16 protein-coding genes and 2 tRNA genes are annotated in these 21,749 nt (G+C 42.6%); 9 read left to right on the top strand and 9 right to left on the bottom strand.

The annotated features are described in order from the left end of the window. Positions 1 to 2: 2 nt before the first annotated feature. Positions 3 to 893 carry an alpha/beta hydrolase gene (locus F975_RS11525; protein ID WP_004753469.1) on the top strand — a complete coding sequence of 297 codons (891 nt, stop codon included), beginning with the start codon at positions 3 to 5 and terminating at the stop codon, positions 891 to 893. On the opposite strand, the gene nudC is transcribed toward F975_RS11525, so the two are convergent. The 3 genes from nudC to dnaQ all read right to left on the bottom strand — a co-directional run bounded on the left by nudC (position 890) and on the right by dnaQ (position 4,751). Beyond that, entirely contained in the window at positions 890 to 1,636 is a 747-nt protein-coding gene (gene nudC, locus F975_RS11520; RefSeq protein WP_004753468.1) for an NAD(+) diphosphatase, read from the bottom strand. The genes F975_RS11525 and nudC overlap by 4 nt on opposite strands. Continuing rightward, the gene (locus F975_RS11515) at positions 1,637 to 3,283 is read right to left on the bottom strand and encodes a hypothetical protein (RefSeq protein WP_004753467.1); all 1,647 of its coding nucleotides are present in this window, start codon (positions 3,281 to 3,283) and stop codon (positions 1,637 to 1,639) included. It lies immediately after the preceding gene. 127 nt (positions 3,284 to 3,410) lie between these two features. After that, on the bottom strand, positions 3,411 to 4,751 hold the full coding sequence (dnaQ, locus tag F975_RS11510; protein WP_004753465.1) for a DNA polymerase III subunit epsilon: 1,341 nt from the start codon (positions 4,749 to 4,751) through the stop codon (positions 3,411 to 3,413). A 204-nt stretch (positions 4,752 to 4,955) separates the two neighbouring features. Here dnaQ and F975_RS11505 point away from each other — a divergent pair, with 204 nt between their 5' ends. The 6 genes from F975_RS11505 to F975_RS11480 all read left to right on the top strand — a co-directional run bounded on the left by F975_RS11505 (position 4,956) and on the right by F975_RS11480 (position 14,654). Continuing rightward, positions 4,956 to 8,438 (top strand): lytic transglycosylase, encoded by a 3,483-nt coding sequence (locus tag F975_RS11505; protein ID WP_004753464.1) that lies wholly within the window; start codon positions 4,956 to 4,958, stop codon positions 8,436 to 8,438. 91 nt (positions 8,439 to 8,529) lie between these two features. Beyond that, complete coding sequence (locus F975_RS11500) at positions 8,530 to 10,350, top strand: extracellular solute-binding protein (protein ID WP_004753463.1); 1,821 nt, start codon at positions 8,530 to 8,532, stop codon at positions 10,348 to 10,350. Positions 10,351 to 10,365: 15 nt separating this feature from the next. After that, entirely contained in the window at positions 10,366 to 11,436 is a 1,071-nt protein-coding gene (locus F975_RS11495) for a microcin C ABC transporter permease YejB (RefSeq protein ID WP_004753462.1), read from the top strand. Between the two features lie 2 nt (positions 11,437 to 11,438). Beyond that, positions 11,439 to 12,452 carry an ABC transporter permease gene (locus F975_RS11490; protein ID WP_004753461.1) on the top strand — a complete coding sequence of 338 codons (1,014 nt, stop codon included), beginning with the start codon at positions 11,439 to 11,441 and terminating at the stop codon, positions 12,450 to 12,452. Then, positions 12,427 to 14,013, top strand: a complete 1,587-nt coding sequence (locus F975_RS11485) for a dipeptide ABC transporter ATP-binding protein (protein ID WP_004753460.1) — start codon at positions 12,427 to 12,429, stop codon at positions 14,011 to 14,013. Before F975_RS11490 ends, F975_RS11485 begins: the two co-directional genes overlap by 26 nt. A gap of 218 nt (positions 14,014 to 14,231) precedes the next feature. After that, positions 14,232 to 14,654, top strand: a complete 423-nt coding sequence (locus F975_RS11480; RefSeq protein ID WP_416201883.1) for a DUF2726 domain-containing protein — start codon at positions 14,232 to 14,234, stop codon at positions 14,652 to 14,654. 84 nt (positions 14,655 to 14,738) lie between these two features. Here the strand turns inward: F975_RS11480 and F975_RS11475 are convergent. From F975_RS11475 to F975_RS11465, 3 genes are all read right to left on the bottom strand, one after another. Beyond that, positions 14,739 to 14,814, bottom strand: a tRNA-Glu gene (locus F975_RS11475). A gap of 164 nt (positions 14,815 to 14,978) precedes the next feature. After that, entirely contained in the window at positions 14,979 to 15,893 is a 915-nt protein-coding gene (locus F975_RS11470) for a lipase family protein (protein WP_004753458.1), read from the bottom strand. Between the two features lie 117 nt (positions 15,894 to 16,010). Continuing rightward, positions 16,011 to 17,429, bottom strand: coding sequence for an amino acid permease (locus F975_RS11465; protein WP_004753457.1), 1,419 nt, complete (start codon positions 17,427 to 17,429; stop codon positions 16,011 to 16,013). A 263-nt stretch (positions 17,430 to 17,692) separates the two neighbouring features. Between F975_RS11465 and F975_RS11460 the strand changes: the two genes are divergently transcribed. Then, a complete protein-coding gene (locus F975_RS11460) occupies positions 17,693 to 18,517 on the top strand; it encodes a LysO family transporter (RefSeq protein ID WP_155757295.1) in 825 nt (274 codons plus the stop codon). Between the two features lie 20 nt (positions 18,518 to 18,537). Here F975_RS11460 and F975_RS11455 read toward each other — a convergent pair. The 3 genes from F975_RS11455 to pyrC all read right to left on the bottom strand — a co-directional run bounded on the left by F975_RS11455 (position 18,538) and on the right by pyrC (position 20,312). Beyond that, positions 18,538 to 18,613: transfer RNA gene (locus tag F975_RS11455), tRNA-Glu, on the bottom strand. A gap of 20 nt (positions 18,614 to 18,633) precedes the next feature. Further along, entirely contained in the window at positions 18,634 to 19,293 is a 660-nt protein-coding gene (gene rnt, locus F975_RS11450) for a ribonuclease T (protein ID WP_034425999.1), read from the bottom strand. Next, positions 19,278 to 20,312, bottom strand: coding sequence for a dihydroorotase (gene pyrC / locus F975_RS11445; protein WP_004753454.1), 1,035 nt, complete (start codon positions 20,310 to 20,312; stop codon positions 19,278 to 19,280). The genes rnt and pyrC overlap by 16 nt, the downstream gene beginning before the upstream one ends. 170 nt (positions 20,313 to 20,482) lie before the next feature. Here pyrC and F975_RS11440 point away from each other — a divergent pair, with 170 nt between their 5' ends. After that, a complete protein-coding gene (locus F975_RS11440; RefSeq protein WP_228127421.1) occupies positions 20,483 to 21,742 on the top strand; it encodes a GGDEF domain-containing protein in 1,260 nt (419 codons plus the stop codon). The last annotated feature ends 7 nt before the right edge of the window (positions 21,743 to 21,749 follow it).

Raw genomic sequence — 21,749 nt, 5'->3', positions numbered from 1 at the left:
TTATGTTGATTTCATCCCGAACGCGTCAAAGCCTATTGCGTACCATCAGCCAGACTAAACAAAAGCTGGCTGATTTTCGTTTCTATGATTTGGCAAGTCAAACCTTGAATCGTTGTACATCACGCCGCAGTTTTGAGTTACAACACAATCTGGCGTATGGCTTAAAGGCACGGCAGCGCCTAGATCTGTATCGCGCCCGACAACCACGTTTAAGCCGACCATTATTGGTTTTTGTGCATGGCGGTTCTTGGGCACATGGCAATAAAGCTGATTATGTGTTTTTAGCAGAAAGTTTTACTCGGGAAGGCTTTGATGTCGCGATCATCAATTATCATCTTGCGCCACAGCATATTTTTCCGAGCTATATTGATGATTTGGTCTTGGCACTCAATTATCTACATCAGCAACAGGCCCAGTTTCAGATCTCAACTGAAAATCTGGTATTGATGGGGCATTCAGCAGGCAGTTTTAACGTGATGTCTGCACTGTATCATCCGCAAAGTTATGATCTGACTTGTCGGGAAGGGATTAAAGCCGTTGTGGGGGTGGCAGGTCCTTATCATTTTGATTATAAAGGTGATCAGTATGCAGAGCCTGCATTTGATATCCAAGTGCCTTATCAAGAAGTCATGCCGTATTATTTTGTAGAATCTAATCAGATTCGGCATATTTTGCTGCTTGCAGCAGCAGATAACCTAGTCGGTGATTACAACACCTTTGACATGCATCGCCGTTTAATCGAGGTGGGTAATCACAGTGAAATCTTCACGATTCCTCGAACAGGGCATATTAGTATTATTGCAACGGTGTCGAGCTGGTTTAGCCGCTACTTTCAAACCAAACAGGTAATCTTAGAGCAGCTCAACCAGATTTTTCCGCCACATTCAGACTAAAGTGCGTGCCCTTGGGTAATATGCATAATCATGCGATAAGCAATACTGCCTTCATGTGGAATTTCAGGAAGTTGCTCAAAATGGAAAAATTGAGCATCCTGAATTTCCTCTTCCTGTAACTGGATATCACCGCTTTCGTATTCAGCATGAAACGCCAGCATCAGGTTGCTTGGAAATGGCCAAGGCTGGCTCGACAAGTAACGTACATTTTTGACTTTAACGCCGACTTCTTCGAGCGTCTCACGGGCAACAGCCTGTTCAAGTGTTTCACCTACTTCAACAAAACCTGCGATTAAGCCATACATGGTTTTTTGACGAACTGACTTTGCTAGCAAAAGTTGGTCACTACCTTTAGTAATAATGGTAATGACGCAAGGCTGGATACGTGGATACTGATGATAGCCGCAGTCTGGGCATACCATGCAGTATTCGGTCGCATGAGCATCAGTTTTTTGCCCACAGTGGCTACAGAAACGGTGGTTTCTGTGCCATTCGAGAAGTTGTAAAGCACGGCTAGCTTGTTCGAATTCTTGTATTGACCACTGGGTAATCAACTGACGAATCGGGATAAGCTGAAAGCCTTCAGGGATGACTTCATCTTCTTTTAAGTCTCGGGCAATCACTTGATCTCCCGAGTTAAAAAGTAAATCACTTGCCAATTTCTCAACTTTTGGAAGTTGTAGATTTTGGTCGACTAACAACTGTTGATTTTGAAAAATATAAGCAATTGATAATTCAGACATTTAGGCTACACTTTTTAATCGTTGGCTACTGTTAAATGCAACATCAAACATACGATACATGATTGGATGATGATGATGCAGCATTTCAAGCAACATATCTGCGCTCGCACAAACATCCAATAGATGTCTGATTTGTTCTGGCTCAAGAGCTTTTTCTGCTGCAACTTGCTTTTCAATGAACACAGCGCAATTTAAGAATGCATAATATAAGTTCTCGTAGTGCAACAAGAACAACAGAGCACCTGCAATTTCTCTAAAATGGCTGGCAAGATTTTCAATTAAGATGCTGTCATATGACTGTGCATAACCCACTACGCTTTGGCTTGATAGATCCACCAGAGCTTTCAATTCATGCACTAGCGTTTTGTAAGCATTCTCTAAACGATCAAGTGCAATATTGGGGTTATTGACTGGATATTGCAGTAAATTTGAACGGTACTGACGAAGCAGTAAACCTAAGTCATTCAGTGCAATCAGTAAGCTATTCATGAGTGCTTGAGTAAACTGCTCATTTTGAAAATCTTGTGCAGAATGTAATTGCTTAAGCGGTTCGGCAAGCTGCTGGCTGGTGCTAGACAGGTTTAAAACACTTAATGTGCGACATACATTTAGCAGTTGCTGCTTGATTTCTGATGTACGTTCGTCATTAAAATTCGTGTAATTAAACTCAATATCTTTATGTAAAACTGTAATTTCATCGTTGAGCAGGTTACACACAGTACGTATGGTTTGCTGATCTGGGCCAAATAGCTGTTTTCTGTACAAATATAGCTCAGAATCAGACAAGATTTCATCGCTGATCTTGAGCTGTTGACGTAAATAGTCCGAGTGTTGGTTGTCTTGAGTAATACACAAAGTCAGAATATCTGATACATCTTCAACAGAAACGCTAAAACCGAGTGGTTGCTTTAAAAATTGGGCAATCTGAGTTTCAAGATTGATCAGGATGCGTAAACGCGGTTCGGTCAAAAGCGTATCATTCAAATGAGCCAGTACAATCCGTACAAGATTCCAGTACTGCTCACTTTGAGTTTGCTGGGCAATCCCCGAAATATATTGGCCGACCAGTTTAAAGCCTTCAAAATCTAACTTTTGCGTTTTTCTTGTAAGCACCTTTAACAAGCAGTTTTTGTATAAGCGGTGAATATGTTCGCTTTTTTCAAGAGCAGCTTGCACTGGAAGATCAAGCTTAGGAGTTATGCCACCCAGTTGTTGTTGAATCTGATAACCTTCACGAGTGAGTGGTTTATTCAGTGAAAGTTCGAGCTGGTTAAGGCTTTGCAATAGAAACTGTGGAATGGTGAGCTGTTTGACACAGCTAAATTCGATATAGCATTTTAAAGTGGTGACCCCTTCACTTAAATGCTGGATATCGCTAGTCACAATTTGCTGTGGGTTGCTCATGATCTTGCGCATAAGCTCGGCGCTATATTGAGCAATTTTGGCGATGTCGGGAAGGTCAATTAATAATAAAATTTGAGAACATTGCTCAAGTTGAAGAAGTGCATCGTCAATCCCAAAAGGAAGTTGCTGCTCTTCAACTAATGTTGCGACCGCAGACTCAACCAGTTTAATTGAATTGTCGACCTCATTTTTTATAATTAATAACGCAGTTGGATCAAAATGAATTGAGGTTTGGTAAGACATAAATCTGCACCTGTCCTTTAATTATGCTGTGTCTTGTCGCAGTGAGAGTTAAGCCACTGATGCTATTTATAATAATATAACTGAAAACAGTGGCAGTGAAAGGGTTTACCTTCATGAAAACTGTATTTTATTTCGCAAATAAGCAAGGTTCCCCATGTTTCTCCTGATATTGCTGAACCCAGTTTTCATGAGCCTGATCTTCTTCCTCGGAAGGCAAAATCACAGGCAGAGTAACATTAAGTTGTACTCGGCGAATAGAGGTATCTGTTTGTTGGTCACTATGCGATAGGGCATCCATATCAAAAGACACTTGCCCACCGGTCATTGCAAGGTAAACGTCAGACAGAATTTCTGCATCGAGTAACGCGCCGTGAAAGGTACGGTCGCGCGCTGGAATTTCATAACGTCGGACCAATGCGTCGAGAGAGTTTTTCTGTCCAGGGTGTTTGCTTTTTGCTAAAGCAAGAGTATCAACAACCCCACAGACATCAGACAATGCGGGTAACCCGACACGCTGAAATTCCATGTTAAGAAAGTTCATATCGAAGTTAGCATTATGCGCAATAATTTCAGCCCCCTGAAGATATTCAAACAGGGTATGGGCAATTTCGGCATATTTGGGTTTATCAACCAAAAACTCATCGGTAATCCCGTGGACTTGTGCCGAGTCACCTACAGGTTTTTCAGGGTTGATATAAATGTGAATCGAGCTACCAGTGAGTTTGCGGTTGATCATTTCAATCGCACCCACTTCAATAATCCGGTCACCATTTTGATAGTAAAAACCAGTAGTTTCGGTATCGAGAATAAGTTGGCGTGGTCCGTGCTGTTCGAGTGTTGCTTTAGTAATTTTGATGTGCGGGTGCAGGCTGGAGCCTTTTGCTGTATCCATTTGTAATTCTACGGAGCTAGCTTGCAACTGTTCAGAAAGTATTTCATCTTCTTCTTCAGCCAGTTCATCCTCTATAAAATCTAAACCAAAGGGGTCATTAAGCAGCCAATCGGTTTCAGGCTTTTTTTTATCTTGAGCGGGTTGTTTGAGCAAGGCGAGGGTCTGGTCGGCTCCGAGGTTGGCAAGCTGATCGGCTTTTTCATTACCTGCGTGACCCGCGTGACCTTTAACCCAATTCCATTCAATGTCACGCCCCTGACAAACTGCATCGAGCTGTTGCCATAAGTCTGGGTTTTTAACGTCCTTCCAGTTCTTTTTTTTCCAGCCATGAATCCATTCGGTAATGCCTTGTTGGACATATTTTGAATCTGTCCAAATAATTAGTTTGGCATCTTTGGCACAAAATTTAATGCCTTCAATGGCAGCCGTAAGCTCCATGCGGTTATTGGTTGTTTCGGCTTCACCACCACAAAGTTCATGTTGTATGCCATCAATTAAAATATATGCGCCCCAACCACCTAAACCGGGATTGCCACGGCAAGCGCCGTCTACGTAAAGCGTGATTGTCTGTGACATGATACAAAACCCAAACTCAATAAATTACAAAACTGCATTATTCTAACGCGCAAAATAGCGGGATTCAGTAACTGCTGAACATTTTTTAATTTCTTGTAACATTTATATGAATATCTGCGTAGCATAAGCCTTGTGTGATCGACATGCTTAAATACAATGGCTATGTGAATATTGCAAGTCTCACGATTTTGTTTGGAATCATCTATGTTTAAAACTACCACAACATTGTGGCAACTTTCTGCACCGCAATTTTTTAAAATTTCTTTTTTAAGCTCAACTGTCGCCGCAATTGTTTTAAGCACAGGCTGTAGCTCTACAACAACGACAAAGCAACCAAGCAAATCCAAACAAGTCGGTGCTGATTATCTAGATTCAGATTCACTTGATTCATTAGAGGACTTATTGTCCGCAACCGATATGAGTGCCGTAGAAGGCGATCGCTTACAAATTTTAAAACATGGCGATGTCTGGAAGCGAATGACGGTTGGTTTCAAAATGGATGAAACACATTGGGACCCACGTATTGAAGCACAGCGTAACTGGTTTGTATCGCGCCAGCCATATCTGGATAGAATGAGCGCGCGTGCCAGCCGTTACTTGTATCATACTGTCAAAGAAGCCGAGCGCCGTGGTATGCCGACTGAGCTGGCATTGTTACCAGTAATTGAAAGTTCATATGACCCTGCAGCAACCAGTTCTGCATCGGCAGCAGGCCTATGGCAGTTTATTCCAAGTACTGGGCGTATTTATGGTTTACAACAAAGCGGAACGTATGATGCACGTCGCGACGTGGTTGAGTCGACCCGTGCTGCTTATGAATTTTTAGGCAGTTTATATAACCAGTTCGGTTCTTGGGAACTGGCTTTGGCAGCCTATAACGCAGGCCCTGGACGAATTCAGCAAGCGATTAACCGTAATCAGGCACTCGGTTTGCCAACGGATTACTGGTCATTGAAATTGCCACAGGAAACCATGAACTATGTACCACGGTTTCTGGCAGTTGCTCAGATTGTAAAAAACCCAAGAGAATATGGGGTAACTTTACCACCCATCGCGAACCGTCCACACTTTCGTGAAGTCAAAGTTACTCCTGGCGTGTCATTAAATGATGTTGCTGCAACAGCGGGTTTAAGCCGTACCGAATTGTATGCACTTAACCCAGGTTATCGTGGAGATGCTGTTGATCCGGTAAGTCCCGGACGTATTTTGATTCCGTCGGATATTAGCCCTGTGGTGGATAAGCGTCTGTTGGCATTAAAATCAAGCTCAGGCGGATTTTGGGCAAGTAGCAACACGGTCTCACGCCCAGCAGATCAGGTGCTTAGACCAACGCATATAGCACCTCCTGAAATTAAAATAAACAATACAGCTGCCGTTGTAAGCAATCAGCCGAGCAGTAATGTTGTGGTGAGTGCGGCAACTCGTACTCCAGCAACAGCTAAAAACATTACCAGCATTCCGCAGACGACAGCCAGTAAAACCAGTCGAATCACCACGCCACAAAATGCAGATGCTTTAGCTGCATTTGCGAATAATGCCGATGTTCCAAGTGCGCCGCGTATTCCTGTTGCAGTGACGACAGCAAGTAATGTTAAAAATCCAATCTCAATTGAGCCGCCGATTTCGGATCAGGAAAAAACACAGATTCAAACCGAAATTAAGCAGCAAGATGATAAAGCGCAAACACTGGCAAAAGTGCTGCAACCGCAAGCTTCAACCACTGAAAAACAGCAGGTGGTCGATGAAATTAAAGCGATTGCTCCAGCAGGTACAGAAATTGTTGACCCGTATGATGGCAAGATCAAGTTAACTGCAATTCAGACCAGTTTGTCTGTCGCAGAAAAACAGGGTAAAGAAGTCAGTAAAAGTTTTGCCTATCCGAAAGAGCTGGCAGAATCAGTTTCTCCTGATTCAGATGAAGCCAAGCGTAATCAAGGTAAGAATGTTGTAAAAACCGATACAGATGTCGTTGTGGTTGCGCCGAAAGGTAAGAAAAGTAATTATAGAGTTGTCGCTGGAGATACTTTAGCAATTATTGCCATGAAAAATGGCGTGTCTTGGCGTGATATTGCCAAATGGAACCAGATTGATCCAACTGCACCGTTATTTGTTGGTACAGTTCTGTATTTATATGATGCCAAACCACAACAGTCAGGCACAACCAACAGTGGCAAGACAGCCCATCCAAATAGCTACACTGTAAAACCAAATGACAGTTTGACTGGAATTGCAGATCAGTTCGGTCTTAGCCTGAAAGATTTGGCTGAATGGAATAACTTGTCTGTGACCAGTAATGTCATGGTTGGGCAGAAGTTGATACTGAAACAGCCAATTGACAAGTCAGCAGATTCTTCAACGGTTGTAGCGCATAATAAAAACAAGACTGCCAAAATTAAAACCAAGGTTTATAGTGTCAAGCATGGCGAATACTTAAAAGTAATTGCAGACCGATATGCCTTATCCGTACAAGAGTTAGCAGATTTAACTCTTGGGTTGAGCGTTGGCAGTAATTTGTTGGTCGGGCAAAAAATTAATGTACCGCTACATACAGTTAATCATAGTGATGCTGATCAGGCGTCGACTCAAGATGCCAATACAAGTAAAACCATTAAAACCGATATTTATAAGGTTCAAAGTGGTGAGTCGCTTGGAATTATTGCCAATAAATTGAATATGTCAGTGGCTGATCTGGCAAAACTCAATGATCTTAAACTTGACGCTCCAATTTTTGTGGGGCAAGCGTTGAAAGTCCCAGCAGGTTCACTCAAGGCAAATACAGTAACACCGACCCAAGCGAGTAAAACACCTGAATATCATATTGTGAAACGTGGTGAATCCATTGCTTCAATTTCAGGTAAATATGATATTGCGCAGGATACGCTGGTTGAGTTAAATCATTTGGGTAAATCTCCAAATATTCATCCTGGTCAGCGTTTGAAGCTGATTGGTGAGCTTGCTAAAGTCGTTGAGAATGATGGCGCAGATACACCCGATACTTACACGGTTAAACGCGGTGAGTCATTGGTGAGTATCGCAAAATTGTATCATCTGCAAGTGAGCTATTTGGCACAGATCAACAACCTTTCTACGGCTAGTAAAGTACATGCAGGGCAACAGTTGAGATTGACTGAAGAGTTGCCGAAGAAGTCAGAGAGTAATAATGTCAGCCTACCAGACAGTTATCGAGTGAAAAAAGGGGATACTTTAGCCAGTATTGCGAAGAAATTTCATTTGCAAACCAACTATCTGGCTGAGCTAAATGACTTGTCGAGCACGAGTAAGGTACAGGCAGGGCAACAGCTTCAGCTGACTGGAGAAACGACGAAAAAAGCCAGTGCTAAGCCGTCAGCCACCGTAAGTGCCAAGGCAAAATCCAGCAATACTGCCAATACAGAAAGTTATGCCGTGAAGTCGGGTGAATCCCTGAATGCGATTGCTAGTCGTTATGGATTAACTGCGAAAGAGCTTGCAGATATTAATGACATGAATGCCAAAGCAGGCTTACGCCGTGGACAAACCATTTTGATTCCAAAGCAAACGATGACTTATAAAGTCAAGTCAGGCGATTCGCTGATTCGTATTGCCAATAAATACAATATGGATGTCAAAGAACTGGCGCAAATGAACGATCTGGAACCCAATGCTCAATTACGTTTAGGAAGTACGCTGAAAGTGCCAAACTCTTAAGTTAATGATATAAAATCCCTCGGTTGAGGGATTTTTGCTATAACAATAACATGCAGTGATTTTACTGCAGATTCATCAAGGTTGAAATTGCGTGAAATTTGCTTATTGGGCAAGTGCATTACTGCTGAGTCAGGGTGTATTGGCTCAGGTTCAGACCACCGCTTATATTGCGATTCATACGCGCCCTTTATATAGCAATGCGTTCAGTATGCCATACGCGAACCCGAATGCGCCCAAAGGGGGTTATTTAATTCGCCCCAGTAATGGCACGTTCGATAACCTGAACAGTATGAATGGCAAGGGTACTGAAACCGATGGTGTCAATTATCTGTTTGATAGTTTGATGTCCAATTCGCTAGATGAACCTGCGGTGATGTATCCCTTGCTGGCCGAGAAAGTGACTTTTGATCCTGAAAAAACCCATTTTGTGATTTTTCATTTGAACCCGAAAGCACGTTTTGGTAATGGTCAGCCTGTCACTGCACAGGATGTAAAGTTCAGCTTTGATACGTTTCAACACAAGTCTAATCCTGGGCTGCAAATGTATTTGGCAGATTTGGCGAAAACAGAAATGTTGTCCAGATATCAGGTGAAATGCACTTTTAAATCACCGAATAATCCTGAAATGCCCTCGATATTGGCAAGTTTGCCGATCTATTCACAGGCAGACTGGCAGCACAAGGATTTTACCCGCGTCACGATGTTGCCGATTTTAGGCTCGGGGCCTTATAGCATTGCACAGATTGATCCAGGGCGCAGCATTACATATAAACGTAATCCCGATTATTGGGCAAAAGATTTGCCTGTGAATCGTGGACGCTATAACTTTGACCAGCTCAAATATATTTACTACCGTAATCTGGATATTGCCTTTGAAGGATTTAAGTCAGGGCAATATACCTTGCACGAAGAATTTACGGCGCGTAAATGGGTCACCCAATATAATTTCCCTGCCTTCCAGTCGGGTATGGTCGTGAAATACCGTTTTCAGCACCATAACCCGATTACCGCGCAAAGTTTTATGCTGAATACTCGCCGTACACCACTCAATGACATTCGCTTTCGACAGGCACTGACGTATGCGTATGATTTTGAATGGCAGAATAAAGCTTTGTTTTACGGTCAGTATCAACGCTTGCAGAGTTACTTTGCCAACAGTGAGCTGGAAGCAACAGGGAAGCCGACGGCTGCCGAGCTTGCGATTTTAAAGCCGTGGTTATCTAAATTTGATCCGATTATGCGACAAGGTGTTCTAGTTAACTGGAAGTATTCGGTGTCAGATGCCAGTGGCTTTAACCGTAATAATTTACTGGTCGCACGGCAAATGTTGCTTCAGGCAGGTTATAGGGTTAAAAATCAGCAATTGCTAGACTTGAAAGGTCAACCGATTCGTCTAGAGTTTCTGATTCATCAGGATGGTTTACAACGTACCCTAATGCCATTTGTGCGTAACCTGAAAAAACTGGGAATTACGGTCAGCATACGTCAGGTCGATGTTCCTCAGTATCTGGAACGGATGCGCCGTTATGACTATGATCTGACTACAGGTGGAATTCCGCAAAGTCTGACGCCTGGTAATGAACAGTCGCAAATGTGGGGCAGCGCGGCAGCAGATCAGATTGGCAATTATAATTATTCAGGGATTAAAAACCCTGCGATTGATGCTGTGATTCGAAATATGCAGCAAGCCCCCAATCGTCAGCAACTGGTGCTGTATACGCATGTGCTCGATCGGTTGTTGCGTGCAGGTTATTATCAGATTCTGACTTATGGTAAAGGTGAAAACTGGTATGCCTACTGGAATATGTATCGTCAACCCGCAGTGAAACCAAAACTCTCATCAGGAATCGATTACTGGTGGACGGATGCCAAACAGGCACAAAAAGTCACAGCTTATCTACGTCAGCATTAAGAATAAGGAGATCGGATGGGCACGTATATTCTGAAACGGCTATTACTGATTATTCCTACGCTGTTGTGTATTTTGCTGATTAACTTTGTGGTGATCCAGATTGCCCCTGGTGGGCCTGTAGAGCAGGCAATTCAGCAAGCTGAAAGTTTTCAGGGGGTGAATAAAACTGTCGCGGGTACAGAAACCCTTGCCAGTGCCGATACGCACTATCAGGGGGCGCGCGGTTTAAGCCCTGAAATGGTTGAGCAAATCAAGGCACAATACGGTTTTGATCAACCCGCGTATGTACGTTTTTTGAAAATGCTGAAGGGGTATCTGCGCTTTGACTTCGGTACCAGTTTCTTTAAAGACAAGCCTGTCACACAGTTGTTGTGGGAACGCATGCCAGTCACTGTTTCGCTGGGGCTATGGAGCACTTTGCTGATTTATCTGATTTCGATTCCCTTGGGTATTCAAAAAGCCAAACGTCATGGCATGCTGTTTGATAAAACCACATCATTGTTGCTGGCTGTTGGTTATGCCGTGCCGACCTTTGTTTTTGCGATTCTACTAATTGTATTTTTTGCTGGTGGCAGTTACTGGCAATGGTTTCCGCTACAGGGACTGGTGTCAGACAATTTTGCCCAACTGAGCCTGATGGGTAAAATTCAGGATTATTTTTGGCATATGGCACTGCCACTCCTAACGATGGTGCTGGGTGGCTTTGCCAGTCTGACCTATTTAACCAAATATTCGTTTATGGAAGAAATGGGTAAGCAATATGTCTTGGCGGCACAAGCCAAAGGCTTGAGTGAAAATCGGGTGTTGTATGGGCATATTTTTCGTAATGCCATGCTGATTGTGATTGCGAGTCTGCCTGAAGCTCTGGTGGGCATGTTTTTTGTAGGTAACTTTTTTATCGAAATTATTTTTAACCTCGATGGGATTGGATTATTGGGGTTCGAGGCAATTAGTCAGCGGGATTACCCTGTGATCTTTGGTACACTGTTTTTATTTACCTTGCTGGGGTTGGTACTGCGTTTGGTCAGTGATGTGCTGTATCAGGTGATTGACCCACGAATTAACTTTGATGCACGGGGGATGTAAGCATGTCACCAATGTTGCAGCAGGGTCTTCAACGCTTTCGGCAAAATCGGCTTGGTTTTTTTTGCCTGATCATTTTTTTAATTGTTTTTGTGCTGTCGAGCATGGCTGAGCTGATTGCCAACGACAAGCCTCTATTGGTGTGTTACCAGCAACATTTCTACTTTCCTGTCCTAAAAAGCTATCCCGAAACGACCTTTGGTGGTGTATTTGAAACCGAAGCTGATTATCGTGATCCAGCAGTACAGCAGATGATCAATACTCATGGCTGGCAAATCTGGCCAGTTGTGCATTATTCCTATCAAACGCCTAATCTGGAGCTGGCTGTGCCTGTGCCTTCACCACCCACCTTGGAAAACTGGCTGGGTACAGATGATCAGGGGCGGGATGTATTTGCCCGATTGCTCTATGGGTTGCGCGTGTCTTTGCTGTTTGGTTTTGCACTGACCTTATTTTCGGCAATAGTGGGTATTTTGGTGGGGGCGATTCAGGGCTACTATGGTGGCCGGGTTGACCTACTAGGACAACGCATCCTTGAAGTCTGGGGCGGTTTGCCGATGCTGTTTATGGTCATGATTCTGGTCAGTATGTTTACCCCAAATGTGTACTGGTTATTTTTGATCATGCTGATTTTTGGCTGGACAACACTGGTCGGTTTGGTGCGTGCTGAATTTTTACGTGCTCGGCATTTGGACTATGTGCGGGCAGCACGGTCACTGGGTGTACGAGATGGTCGGATTATTTTGCGGCATATTTTACCCAACGCGCTCAGTTCAAGTTTGTCGCAGTTACCGTTTATGCTGACAGCCAATATTACAGCGCTGACAGCACTGGACTTTTTAGGCTATGGCTTGCCTCCCGATGCAGCCTCGCTCGGAGAGTTATTGTTGCAAGGGAAAAATAATCTGAATGCGCCGTGGCTGGCTTTGTCGGGCTTTTTTAGTTTGGCATTGGTCTTATCGTTACTGATTTATATCGGGGAGGCAGCGCGTGATGCATTTGACCCAAGACGCAACTAAACCTCCGATTCTGACCATTGAGCAGTTATCAATTTGTAATGCTCAACAACAGCCGCTTCTGCAAGATTTCCATTTGACCTTGCATGCAGGGGAAACGGTGGCATTGGTGGGGGAAAGTGGCTCAGGCAAGTCCATCAGTAGCTTAGCAATTCTAGGTTTGTTGCCCCATCATTTGCAGGTTACAGGGTCAATTCGGTTGCATGGGCATGAAATCCTCAATATGTCTCAAGCCCAGTTGCAGGCATTGCGTGGGTATAAGGTCGCCATGATTTTTCAGGAACCAATGACTGCGCTCAATCCGTTGCATCGGGTGGAAAAACTGATTGGAGAAAGCTTGCTGCTGCAAGGATTAAGCAAACAGCAAGTCCAGCAACGCGTGATCCAGTTGCTTGAAGATGTCGGCATGCCCGAACCTGAAAAGAAGCTCAAACGCTATCCGCATGAACTCTCTGGTGGTCAGCGGCAACGGGTCATGATTGCGATGGCGCTGGCATTAGAACCTGAAATTTTGATTGCTGATGAACCGACAACAGCACTTGATGTGATGTTGCAGGCACAGGTGTTGCAATTGCTAAAACAGCTTCAGCAACAGCGCCATATGGCCATGATTCTGATTAGTCATGATCTGGCTTTGGTACGACGTTACGCAGACGATATTGTGGTATTGAATCGTGGCAAGATTGAGGAAGCAGGTTCAGTACAGCAAATTTTTGAATCACCTCAAACCCACTATACCCAGCAATTGCTTGATCATGACTTTGGTCAGGCTTTAGCCGTGCAATCGAATCGAGCGTTACTGGAGTTAAAACAGCTTGGTGTCCGGTTCCCGATTAAACAAGGTTTGCTGAATCGGGTGAAAGATTATGTCGTCGCAGTTGAACCACTGGATTTATATTTGGCTGAAGGTGAATCGATTGGCATTGTTGGTGAAAGTGGTTCAGGCAAAACCTCGTTGGCACTTGCAATTGCACGTTTGGTTGAGAGTGATGGGCAAATTGTGTTGTTGGGTCAAGATCTGAATCATTGTAATGAAAAGCAGTTGCGACCTTTACGTCGCAATTTTCAAATGGTGTTTCAAGACCCGTACAGCAGTTTAAATCCGCGTATGACAGTCGAACAACTGATTGCAGAAGGTGTAAGTTTGCTGAATTTATCTCAGGATCAAATACAGCAGCGTATAGAACAGACATTAGAACAGGTTGAATTGCCAATAGCATTTAAGTCACGTTATCCACATCAGTTGTCAGGTGGTCAGCGCCAGCGCGTGGCATTGGCCCGTGCCCTGATTTTGCAGCCGAAACTGATTATTCTGGATGAGCCAACTTCGGCACTGGATCGAACCACGCAAAAAGCTATTGTGCATTTGCTGCGCCAATTACAGCAACAGCTTGAATTAAGTTACCTGTTTATTAGCCATGATTTACAGATTGTTCGTGCGCTGTGTCAGCAAGTTATGGTCTTGCATCATGCCAAAGTGGTGGAGCGGCAGACAACGGAACAATTATTTTTACAACCGCAGACTGAATATACTCGGCAATTGATTCAGGCGAGTCAGTATTGAAAATGCTTTATAAGATAAGTGTAGACTGAATAAATGTCTCGAATATTGATAGAGGGCAAGTGTTGGCTTGAGAGGTTCAATGCTGTTTTTGATATCTCATTATAATTTTAGCTTGATGCCAGATGTACATGTATAAGACTGAGGTTCTACACTGAATTTAAAATCTTAGAAAATAAAGGAAAAACAAGATGATGATGATTTTTGGAATAATTATTGTAATGGTCTTGCTTTGGTTGGCTTTAGGCGCATTAAAAAAGCAAAATAATCAGCGAGAGCGCAATCCGATTAAAGGTAAACGCATTTTAACGATGAATGAGCAGCCTACATTTTTAAGGTTAAAAGAAGCATTGCCTGAAAATATTGTTTTGGCACAAGTTGCATTCAGTGCGTTTATGACTGCAAAAGGATATGCAACGCGCAACTTGTTTAATCGAAAAATTGCTGATTTTGTGGTTTTAGATCAACATTTTAACATTGTTGCGATTGTTGAATTGGATGACTCAAGTCATCAGGGTAATGAAGCCAAAGATGAGAATCGAGATGCACTTATTGCAGAAGCTGGCTATGAAGTCATTCGATATAAGCGTACGCCTGATATTCAACAAATTAAAGCAGACTTCTCAAGACTTGCAAATCAATAATTTATACAGGGTTTCTTGTATGGAAAGTACATATGTCCTATAAAAGAAAAAGCCCAGTAAATTAATACTGGGCTTTTTCGAATTTGGCGTCCCTACGGGGATTCGAACCCCGGTTACCGCCGTGAAAGGGCGATGTCCTAGGCCTCTAGACGATAGGGACACATCAGAAGGTGCGCGTATAATAGGGGGGATTTAAAAGTATGTCAAACCTTTTTTCTGAAAAAATATGAAAAATAGTTATGAGTGAATAATAAATCATCTCTAAATGCTATTTTTATGATTTTAGAGCATTTTTTAGTCTGGAGCGGGTGAAATAGCTACATATTAGGGAGCAGCATGCGCCTGAAATTGTGGCATGTCATATAGCAATTCTAAAATACGCCGAAGTACTAGAGGGTGCTGCAAATAACCTGTAATTTCATGAGGTTTATCCACAAATGTTGTAATCAGCTTATTGTCGATTTGTGGGTGAAGGTCAAACATCGGAGGGAGCATTGGAAACGTGGTCAAGTAGTCATCTTCAGAATAAAAATTGTGCCAGTCCCCACTGAGTACTTTTGGTCGTTGTACAGGATGAGTTAAATGTTTTTGAATCACGTTGAATGGTAAAGGTGATGCCAAGGTAATAAAACGCTTGATCTCATAGTGAACAGACAGTTCATGCAATAAATTGTAAGCAATCACCGTCCCCAGTGAATGGGCAATCACAATATGCCGCTGGTTAGGTTCAAAGCAGGTCAAAATGCGTTCATGTACCTGTTGCTTGAATTCTGGGTTATACCAATATAAATAGACCTCGCATAAAAAACGTTGAATTAATGATTCATGCAGGTCTGGAAAATGATTGAGTAACATCACCATTTCTTTAAGCATGCGGTCTTTGGCAAGTTGTGACAGCATAAAAAAACGGTTTTTGAGTGAGTAGGGGATGTCATCGTGCGGCAAAAGAGGAATCTCTTCGAGAGCCTGTTTTAGTGCATCGCTGCGTTGTTGGCGAATACGCGGTAGTCTGGCAAAGAAAGACCAGTTTGGGTGTAGGGTTTCCATATTGATGGCTTTGCGATGATTAAACACATCTAAAATATCGCCATAAAAGGGGAAAGCGAGATCAAGTTGATCGACATTGATGCTAGGTTCAATTTTATTCATGCCTGTATTGAACACGTTGAGCCAGTACTCCTGAAATGAGCATGCGTCAAAATTTTGCTGTTTAATGCCATGAATAAAAATTATTTTCATTAAATTAATCGTATTGTTTTAATAAACTATTGTATTTGATTATAAAAACAATATAAAAAAAGTGTAGCAGAGCTACACTTTTACAATAAAACACAGTTGTCCTGTTAGCCCTGTTAATTAGTCTTTGTCTCGGTATAAGAAGTAGTAACTTACATAACACAAAGCAATAAAAATCAGGCAACTATAGAAACCAGGCAGCATGGAACTGTCTTGCGTCATACTGATACAGGTAATCACACAAAACACAAAACCTAAAATAGGAGTCAGTGGAAACCATGGTGCGGCAAAACGCAAATCGGCAATAGTGTGTCCAGTCTTGTACCATTGACGACGGAAGTTGAACTGGCAGACACAGATCGCTGTCCAGACAATCACCATGGTAAATGCAGCAACACCGAGCAGGTTTTTAAAGATAGTCTCTGGTGCAAACTGTTCTGACAATAACCCAGGAATTGCGCCAAACATGGTGACAATAATCGCGGTAATGGGTGTGCCATGCTTGGTGAGTTTCGAGAACATCGCAGGTAGTTGGCGTTTGATCGATAACGCCCACATCATGCGCGATGCAGCATATAAGCCTGAGTTTGCAGCAGACAACAACGCGGTAATAATCACAAAGCGAATAATATCTTCAGCATATGGAATACCCATATAACTAAATACAGTCACAAATGGACTATTACTCACATGAGCTGCGTTTAAACCTGCTTGTTGATACGGTAGTAATGCACAGATCACTACAATCGTTCCGACAAAGAAAATCAACAAACGCCAGATTGCAGCATTAATCGCTTTGGGAACATTATGTGCAGGGTCTGCCGTTTCACCTGCGGCAACCCCAATCAGTTCTGTTCCTGAGAAGGCAAAGTTGACAATCAGCATGGTGGCAAAAATTGGCATTAAACCTTTTGGAAACCAGCCTTGTGCCAGCAAATTGCTAAACAGCGGTGCTTGTGGTTCACCATGATAGGAAACGACCCCAAAAATTGCCAACAGACCCAGTAAAATAAAGCTCACCACGGTCACGACTTTTACCAAAGCCAGCCAGAATTCAGATTCAGCGAACATGCGGGTAGAGCTAATATTTAAAATAAAAATCAGTGCCGCAAAAATCGCAGTCCAGATCCACATGGAAACATGTGGAAACCATTCCTGCATGAGCAGTGCTGCGGCGGTAAATTCTGTACCGAGGGTGGCCGTCCAAGTGAGCCAGTACAGCCACGTAATCATATAGCCTGTGGCAGGTCCAATATATTTGTTGGCGTATTCACCAAAAGAACCTGAAACAGGCATATGTACAGCCAGTTCGCCTAAGCACAGCATCACCATATAGGCGATTATACCGCCAAGAAAATAAGAAATAATGGCACCTACAGGCCCCGTTTGTGCAATGACTTCACCCGACCCTAAAAATAGACCTGTGCCAATGGCACCGCCTAATGACAGCATAACAAGGTGTCGAGTACTCATAGCGCGTTTGAGTGGCGCAGAATTGCCCTGATGCGACGCATCATTCGGAGAGTGAGATGACTGCATGGGAAATGAGAAATACAAAAAATGAAGCGGGTTATTGTAGAGAAAACCATTAAATGTGCAATAGCCGTCTATTTTTTGTGAAATGCATAATATCTCAAGCGATTTATCAACATAAAACCCTAATAGTTTGAACGAATGGATCAAAAATCAACATGATATAATAAAGATTTTTATTCATATTATTTTATATGTTCGCCATTTTATTCAGCTCTGTTTTGCCTATTGTTATGGCGCTGCTATTGGGGAGTGTAGCTGGAAAGGTTATGACTGCTCCGATCAAAACATTGGCAGTTGCAAGTATTGGTTATCTGGTCTGGGGCTTGTTGATCGTAATTGGCTATCAATTTGCAGATGTGCTGTTTCAACCTGATATAGGATGGAAAGTGTTACGTGAAAGCTTTATTTACGCCAGTATTTTATCAGCCAGCAGCTTTTTATTATTACTTGCCCGACCAGTTGAACAACAGGGCAATATAAACCCAAAACGTAATTTTCGTAGTTTACTCAAGCCTTTGCAGGAATGCTGTATTGCCATGCTGATGGTAGCTATGGGAATGCTGAGTTATTTGTTCTTGCCACATGATTTGCGCGCGGCACAATTTTCACATGCTTTGCTGTTGATTTTAATTGTATTGATTGGAATTGACCTATTTACAGTACGTTTAGCACGCTTAACAAGACATCAGATTTGGGTGCCATGTGCGATGCTATTGGCGATTTTTATGGCTGCTTATATTGCCCAGTGGTTGTTGCCACATTCATTTACAACTCTGCTGACAGTTGCCAGTGGTTTTGGCTGGTTTAGCTTGTCGGGTTCACTGGTGACAAACTTATTGGGTAAGGAAATGGGGAGTTTTGCTTTATTGACTGATTTGATACGTGAATTTTATGGCATTGTGTTGTTATTTTTATGTGGGCGCAGCTTGCCTAGAAGCGTGATTGGTGTTTGTGGTGCAACCGCAATGGATTCAACCTTGCCATTTATTAAACAGAACTGTCGTAGCAGTGATGTACAGATGGCGATTTTTAGTGGTTTTATTTTAACGCTGCTTGCACCATTTTTAATTGTGCTGTTTGCGTCATTGTAATGATGGAATCATTAAATAGATGGCGTCCCTACGGGGATTCGAACCCCGGTTACCGCCGTGAAAGGGCGATGTCCTAGGCCTCTAGACGATAGGGACGTTTTGAGGATGGCGGTATCTTATTGATCCGCCAGGAAACTGTCAAGCAGGTGCGGTGACAGTTTGTTTAAAATATAGCAAAACAGTTCAGCAGTTTTCTGCGTATCGTATAAAGCAGAGTGCGCTTCTTTACCATCGAACTCAATGCCTGCCTGAATGCACGACTTTGCCAATACCGTTTGCCCGAACATCAGAGCACTCAGTGTTACGGTGTCGAATACGGAAAAACTATGGAACGGACTTTGGTTTTTAGTCCCTGTACGAGCAACTGCTGCTTGTAAAAAGCCCAAGTCAAAATGTGCATTGTGACCGACTAATACAGCATGTGTACAGTGTTGAGCACGACGTACTTCGGTTAATGCCTTAAAAATCCGCTTGAGTGCTGACTTTTCATCTTCTGCCATTGCCACACGGAGTGGACTAAATGGATCAATGCCAATAAAGTCCAGCGAGCGGCGATCCAGATGTGCACCTTCAAACGGATTAATATGTGCGTGCAATGCTGTACCTGGTACAAACTCACCTTGTTCATTGTAAACAATCGGAATACAGGCAATTTCGAGTAAAGCATCGGTTTTGGCATTAAAGCCTGCAGTTTCAACATCAACAACTACAGGTAAAAAACCACGAAAGCGCTGACCAATTAAGGGTGCAGTAGAGTCGGTCACACTTTTCTCCAATGAATGGTTTTTCCAGCGTGAAGCGGAATAATTTTTTGATTTTCTAGATAGTCGAAACTTTCAGGAATCACTTGATCTTCTTTGACAAGGGTAATGGTACTGGTGTTGCGTGGCAACCCATAAAAATCTGCACCAAAGAAGCTGGCAAAGCCTTCAAGACGCTCAATTTTCCCAACTTGGTCAAATGCTTGAGCATATAACTCAATTGCTGTTGGTGCACTGTAGCAGCCCGCACAGCCACAGGCATTTTCTTTGGCATTTTGGGCATGTGGTGCGCTGTCTGTACCCAAGAAGAATTTTGGATTACCGCTGGTTGCCACTTCAAGCAAAGTTTTTTGGTGGCTTTGGCGTTTTAAAATTGGTAAACAATAGAAATGTGGTTTGATACCACCGACGAGCATGTCATTACGGTTAAACAATAAATGCTGTGGCGTAATCGTTGCCGCAATATTGCGGTCTTGTTCAAGCACAAACTGAGCAGCATCGCTGGTGGTAATATGCTCAAGTACGACTTTAAGTTCAGGGAACTGCTTTAAGATCGGCGAAAGAACTTCATCTAAAAAGCGTTTTTCACGATCAAAAATATCGACATGAGAATGAGTCACTTCACCATGCAGTAGCAGGGGAATCTGATGTTTTTCAAGTTGCTCAAGTACGGCATAGACCTTACGGATGTCGCTCACGCCATTGTCAGAGTTGGTGGTTGCACCCGCAGGATACAGCTTGATGGCATTGACATGCGCTGACTGCTTAATTTTAAGCACTTCGCTCGGTGGCGTATGATCGGTAAAATACAACACCATGCGCGGGTCGAAGTGAATGCCTTCTGGTACATGTTGCAAAATACGTTCACGGTAGGCTTCGGCTTCTTCCACGGTCTTTACAGGTGGAACAAGGTTTGGCATACAAATCGCGCGTGCAAATTGCTTGGCTAAGTCAGGAACAGTGCGTTTTAGGGCTAAGCCATCACGCAGATGGGCGTGCCAATCATCTGGCTGGACAAGGGTTATCGTTTTCAAGAGATATTCAAGCTAAAAATAAAACAAATGATAATGCAATTTACTGCAGAATGGTAATTTTCAAGACAGAGAAATCTATGAAGAAAAGCATTATCTTGCTAAAAAGTATGCTAACTTTAAAGCTAACCTAAGCTGGTTTTCATTTCATTATGCTCAATAATCAAAACATAGTGACATTAAAATTACAAAAGCAATCTATTGAAACTGTTTTAGTCATGCATGAACAGCGGGCAGGCGCTTGTCTACCTGAACCATATGAAACCGAGTTTTGGGCATATCATCAAAAAAGAGCTGCGAACGGGTTTCTAAATTTTTACAAACTTGGTGGCATAGTTTATCTGTTTTTTAGCATATTTATTATCTCTCGTAATTATTCCATTATCCCATCGGTTTATTTACAACATGATTTTTGGCGTAGTGTAGTGAGTGTTCTGAATGGCGGAATCTGTTTGCTAATTTTGGTGTTAGCTGCCCGCCACCCCAAAGCACAGACGTATTTTCGTTATTTTGCATTGCTGGTTGTGGGTTGGACAATTTTTCTGACAGCTGTCTTAACTTTATCTCAATATACATCATCACTAAGACAGCAATTTGTTTTTATTATTTTTATTTTTATTTTTGGTTACATCATGACAGGGGTTAAGCCTCTGCATATGTTTATTGTAGGGCTGCTTGCTAGTGCTGCTATTTTTGAGATGCTCTTTTATTTGCATATTTCATTTGATTCAGTAGTTTTGATTCGGGTATTTTTTGGTAGTAACCTGATTGGTTTTGCAATTACCAAGGTGATTAATCACCAAGAGCGCGGTAGTTTTTTAAAGACCAAATTAATTGAAGTCGATCAGGAAATTTTAAAAAATTATAATAACCAGTTGTTAAAGTTGAGTCAGTGTGATGGTTTGACTAGCATTGCAAATCGTAGAAGTCTCGATGATGCGCTAGAGCGCTATTATGCATCGGCACAGGCTGAACATTGCCCATTGGCAGTACTGTTTATCGATATCGATTATTTTAAGGCATATAATGATCATTACGGGCATTTGCAAGGTGATCAGGTTTTAAAATGCATTGCACAGGTGATTCAGCGTACGATTCGGCATCAAGATTTTGTCGCGCGTTATGGGGGAGAAGAATTTGTTGTTCTGCTACCAAACTCCGATGTAGATCAGGCGTATCTTGTGGCATCTAGAATTTCCATAGCAGTAGATGAATTATCCATTCATCATGAAAAATCAGAGATTAACCCGTACATTACCATTAGTGTAGGGCTTGCAGTCTATACAGTTGAATATCCTATTTCTGCAAATCAGTTACTTTCTTTTGCTGATCAGGCACTGTATCGGGCGAAGGCTTGCGGTCGTCACCAAATTTGTCGGCATGTGATTTCAGATGAATATCATAATGTTGAGCCAAAACAAAAAGCCACCTAAATATAGG

Source organism: Acinetobacter brisouisimilis (genome assembly GCF_000368265.1).
GTDB lineage: Bacteria > Pseudomonadota > Gammaproteobacteria > Pseudomonadales > Moraxellaceae > Acinetobacter.
The sequence above is the reverse complement of the archived record's forward strand: the minus strand, read 5'-3'. Positions and strand labels throughout refer to the sequence as shown.

What these genes read in the sequence shown, in the direction of transcription:
- nudC (WP_004753468.1), bottom strand. Translation starts at nt 1,636, where the DNA reads ATGTCTGAATTATCAATTGCTTATATTTTTCAAAATCAACAGTTGTTA.
- F975_RS11465 (WP_004753457.1), bottom strand. Translation starts at nt 17,429, where the DNA reads ATGCAGTCATCTCACTCTCCGAATGATGCGTCGCATCAGGGCAATTCT.
- F975_RS11480 (WP_416201883.1), top strand. Translation starts at nt 14,232, where the DNA reads ATGGTCTTGCTTTGGTTGGCTTTAGGCGCATTAAAAAAGCAAAATAAT.
- F975_RS11515 (WP_004753467.1), bottom strand. Translation starts at nt 3,283, where the DNA reads ATGTCTTACCAAACCTCAATTCATTTTGATCCAACTGCGTTATTAATT.
- F975_RS11495 (WP_004753462.1), top strand. Translation starts at nt 10,366, where the DNA reads ATGGGCACGTATATTCTGAAACGGCTATTACTGATTATTCCTACGCTG.
- F975_RS11460 (WP_155757295.1), top strand. Translation starts at nt 17,693, where the DNA reads ATGACTGCTCCGATCAAAACATTGGCAGTTGCAAGTATTGGTTATCTG.
- F975_RS11490 (WP_004753461.1), top strand. Translation starts at nt 11,439, where the DNA reads ATGTCACCAATGTTGCAGCAGGGTCTTCAACGCTTTCGGCAAAATCGG.
- dnaQ (WP_004753465.1), bottom strand. Translation starts at nt 4,751, where the DNA reads ATGTCACAGACAATCACGCTTTACGTAGACGGCGCTTGCCGTGGCAAT.
- F975_RS11525 (WP_004753469.1), top strand. Translation starts at nt 3, where the DNA reads ATGTTGATTTCATCCCGAACGCGTCAAAGCCTATTGCGTACCATCAGC.
- F975_RS11505 (WP_004753464.1), top strand. Translation starts at nt 4,956, where the DNA reads ATGTTTAAAACTACCACAACATTGTGGCAACTTTCTGCACCGCAATTT.
- F975_RS11485 (WP_004753460.1), top strand. Translation starts at nt 12,427, where the DNA reads ATGCATTTGACCCAAGACGCAACTAAACCTCCGATTCTGACCATTGAG.
- F975_RS11470 (WP_004753458.1), bottom strand. Translation starts at nt 15,893, where the DNA reads ATGAAAATAATTTTTATTCATGGCATTAAACAGCAAAATTTTGACGCA.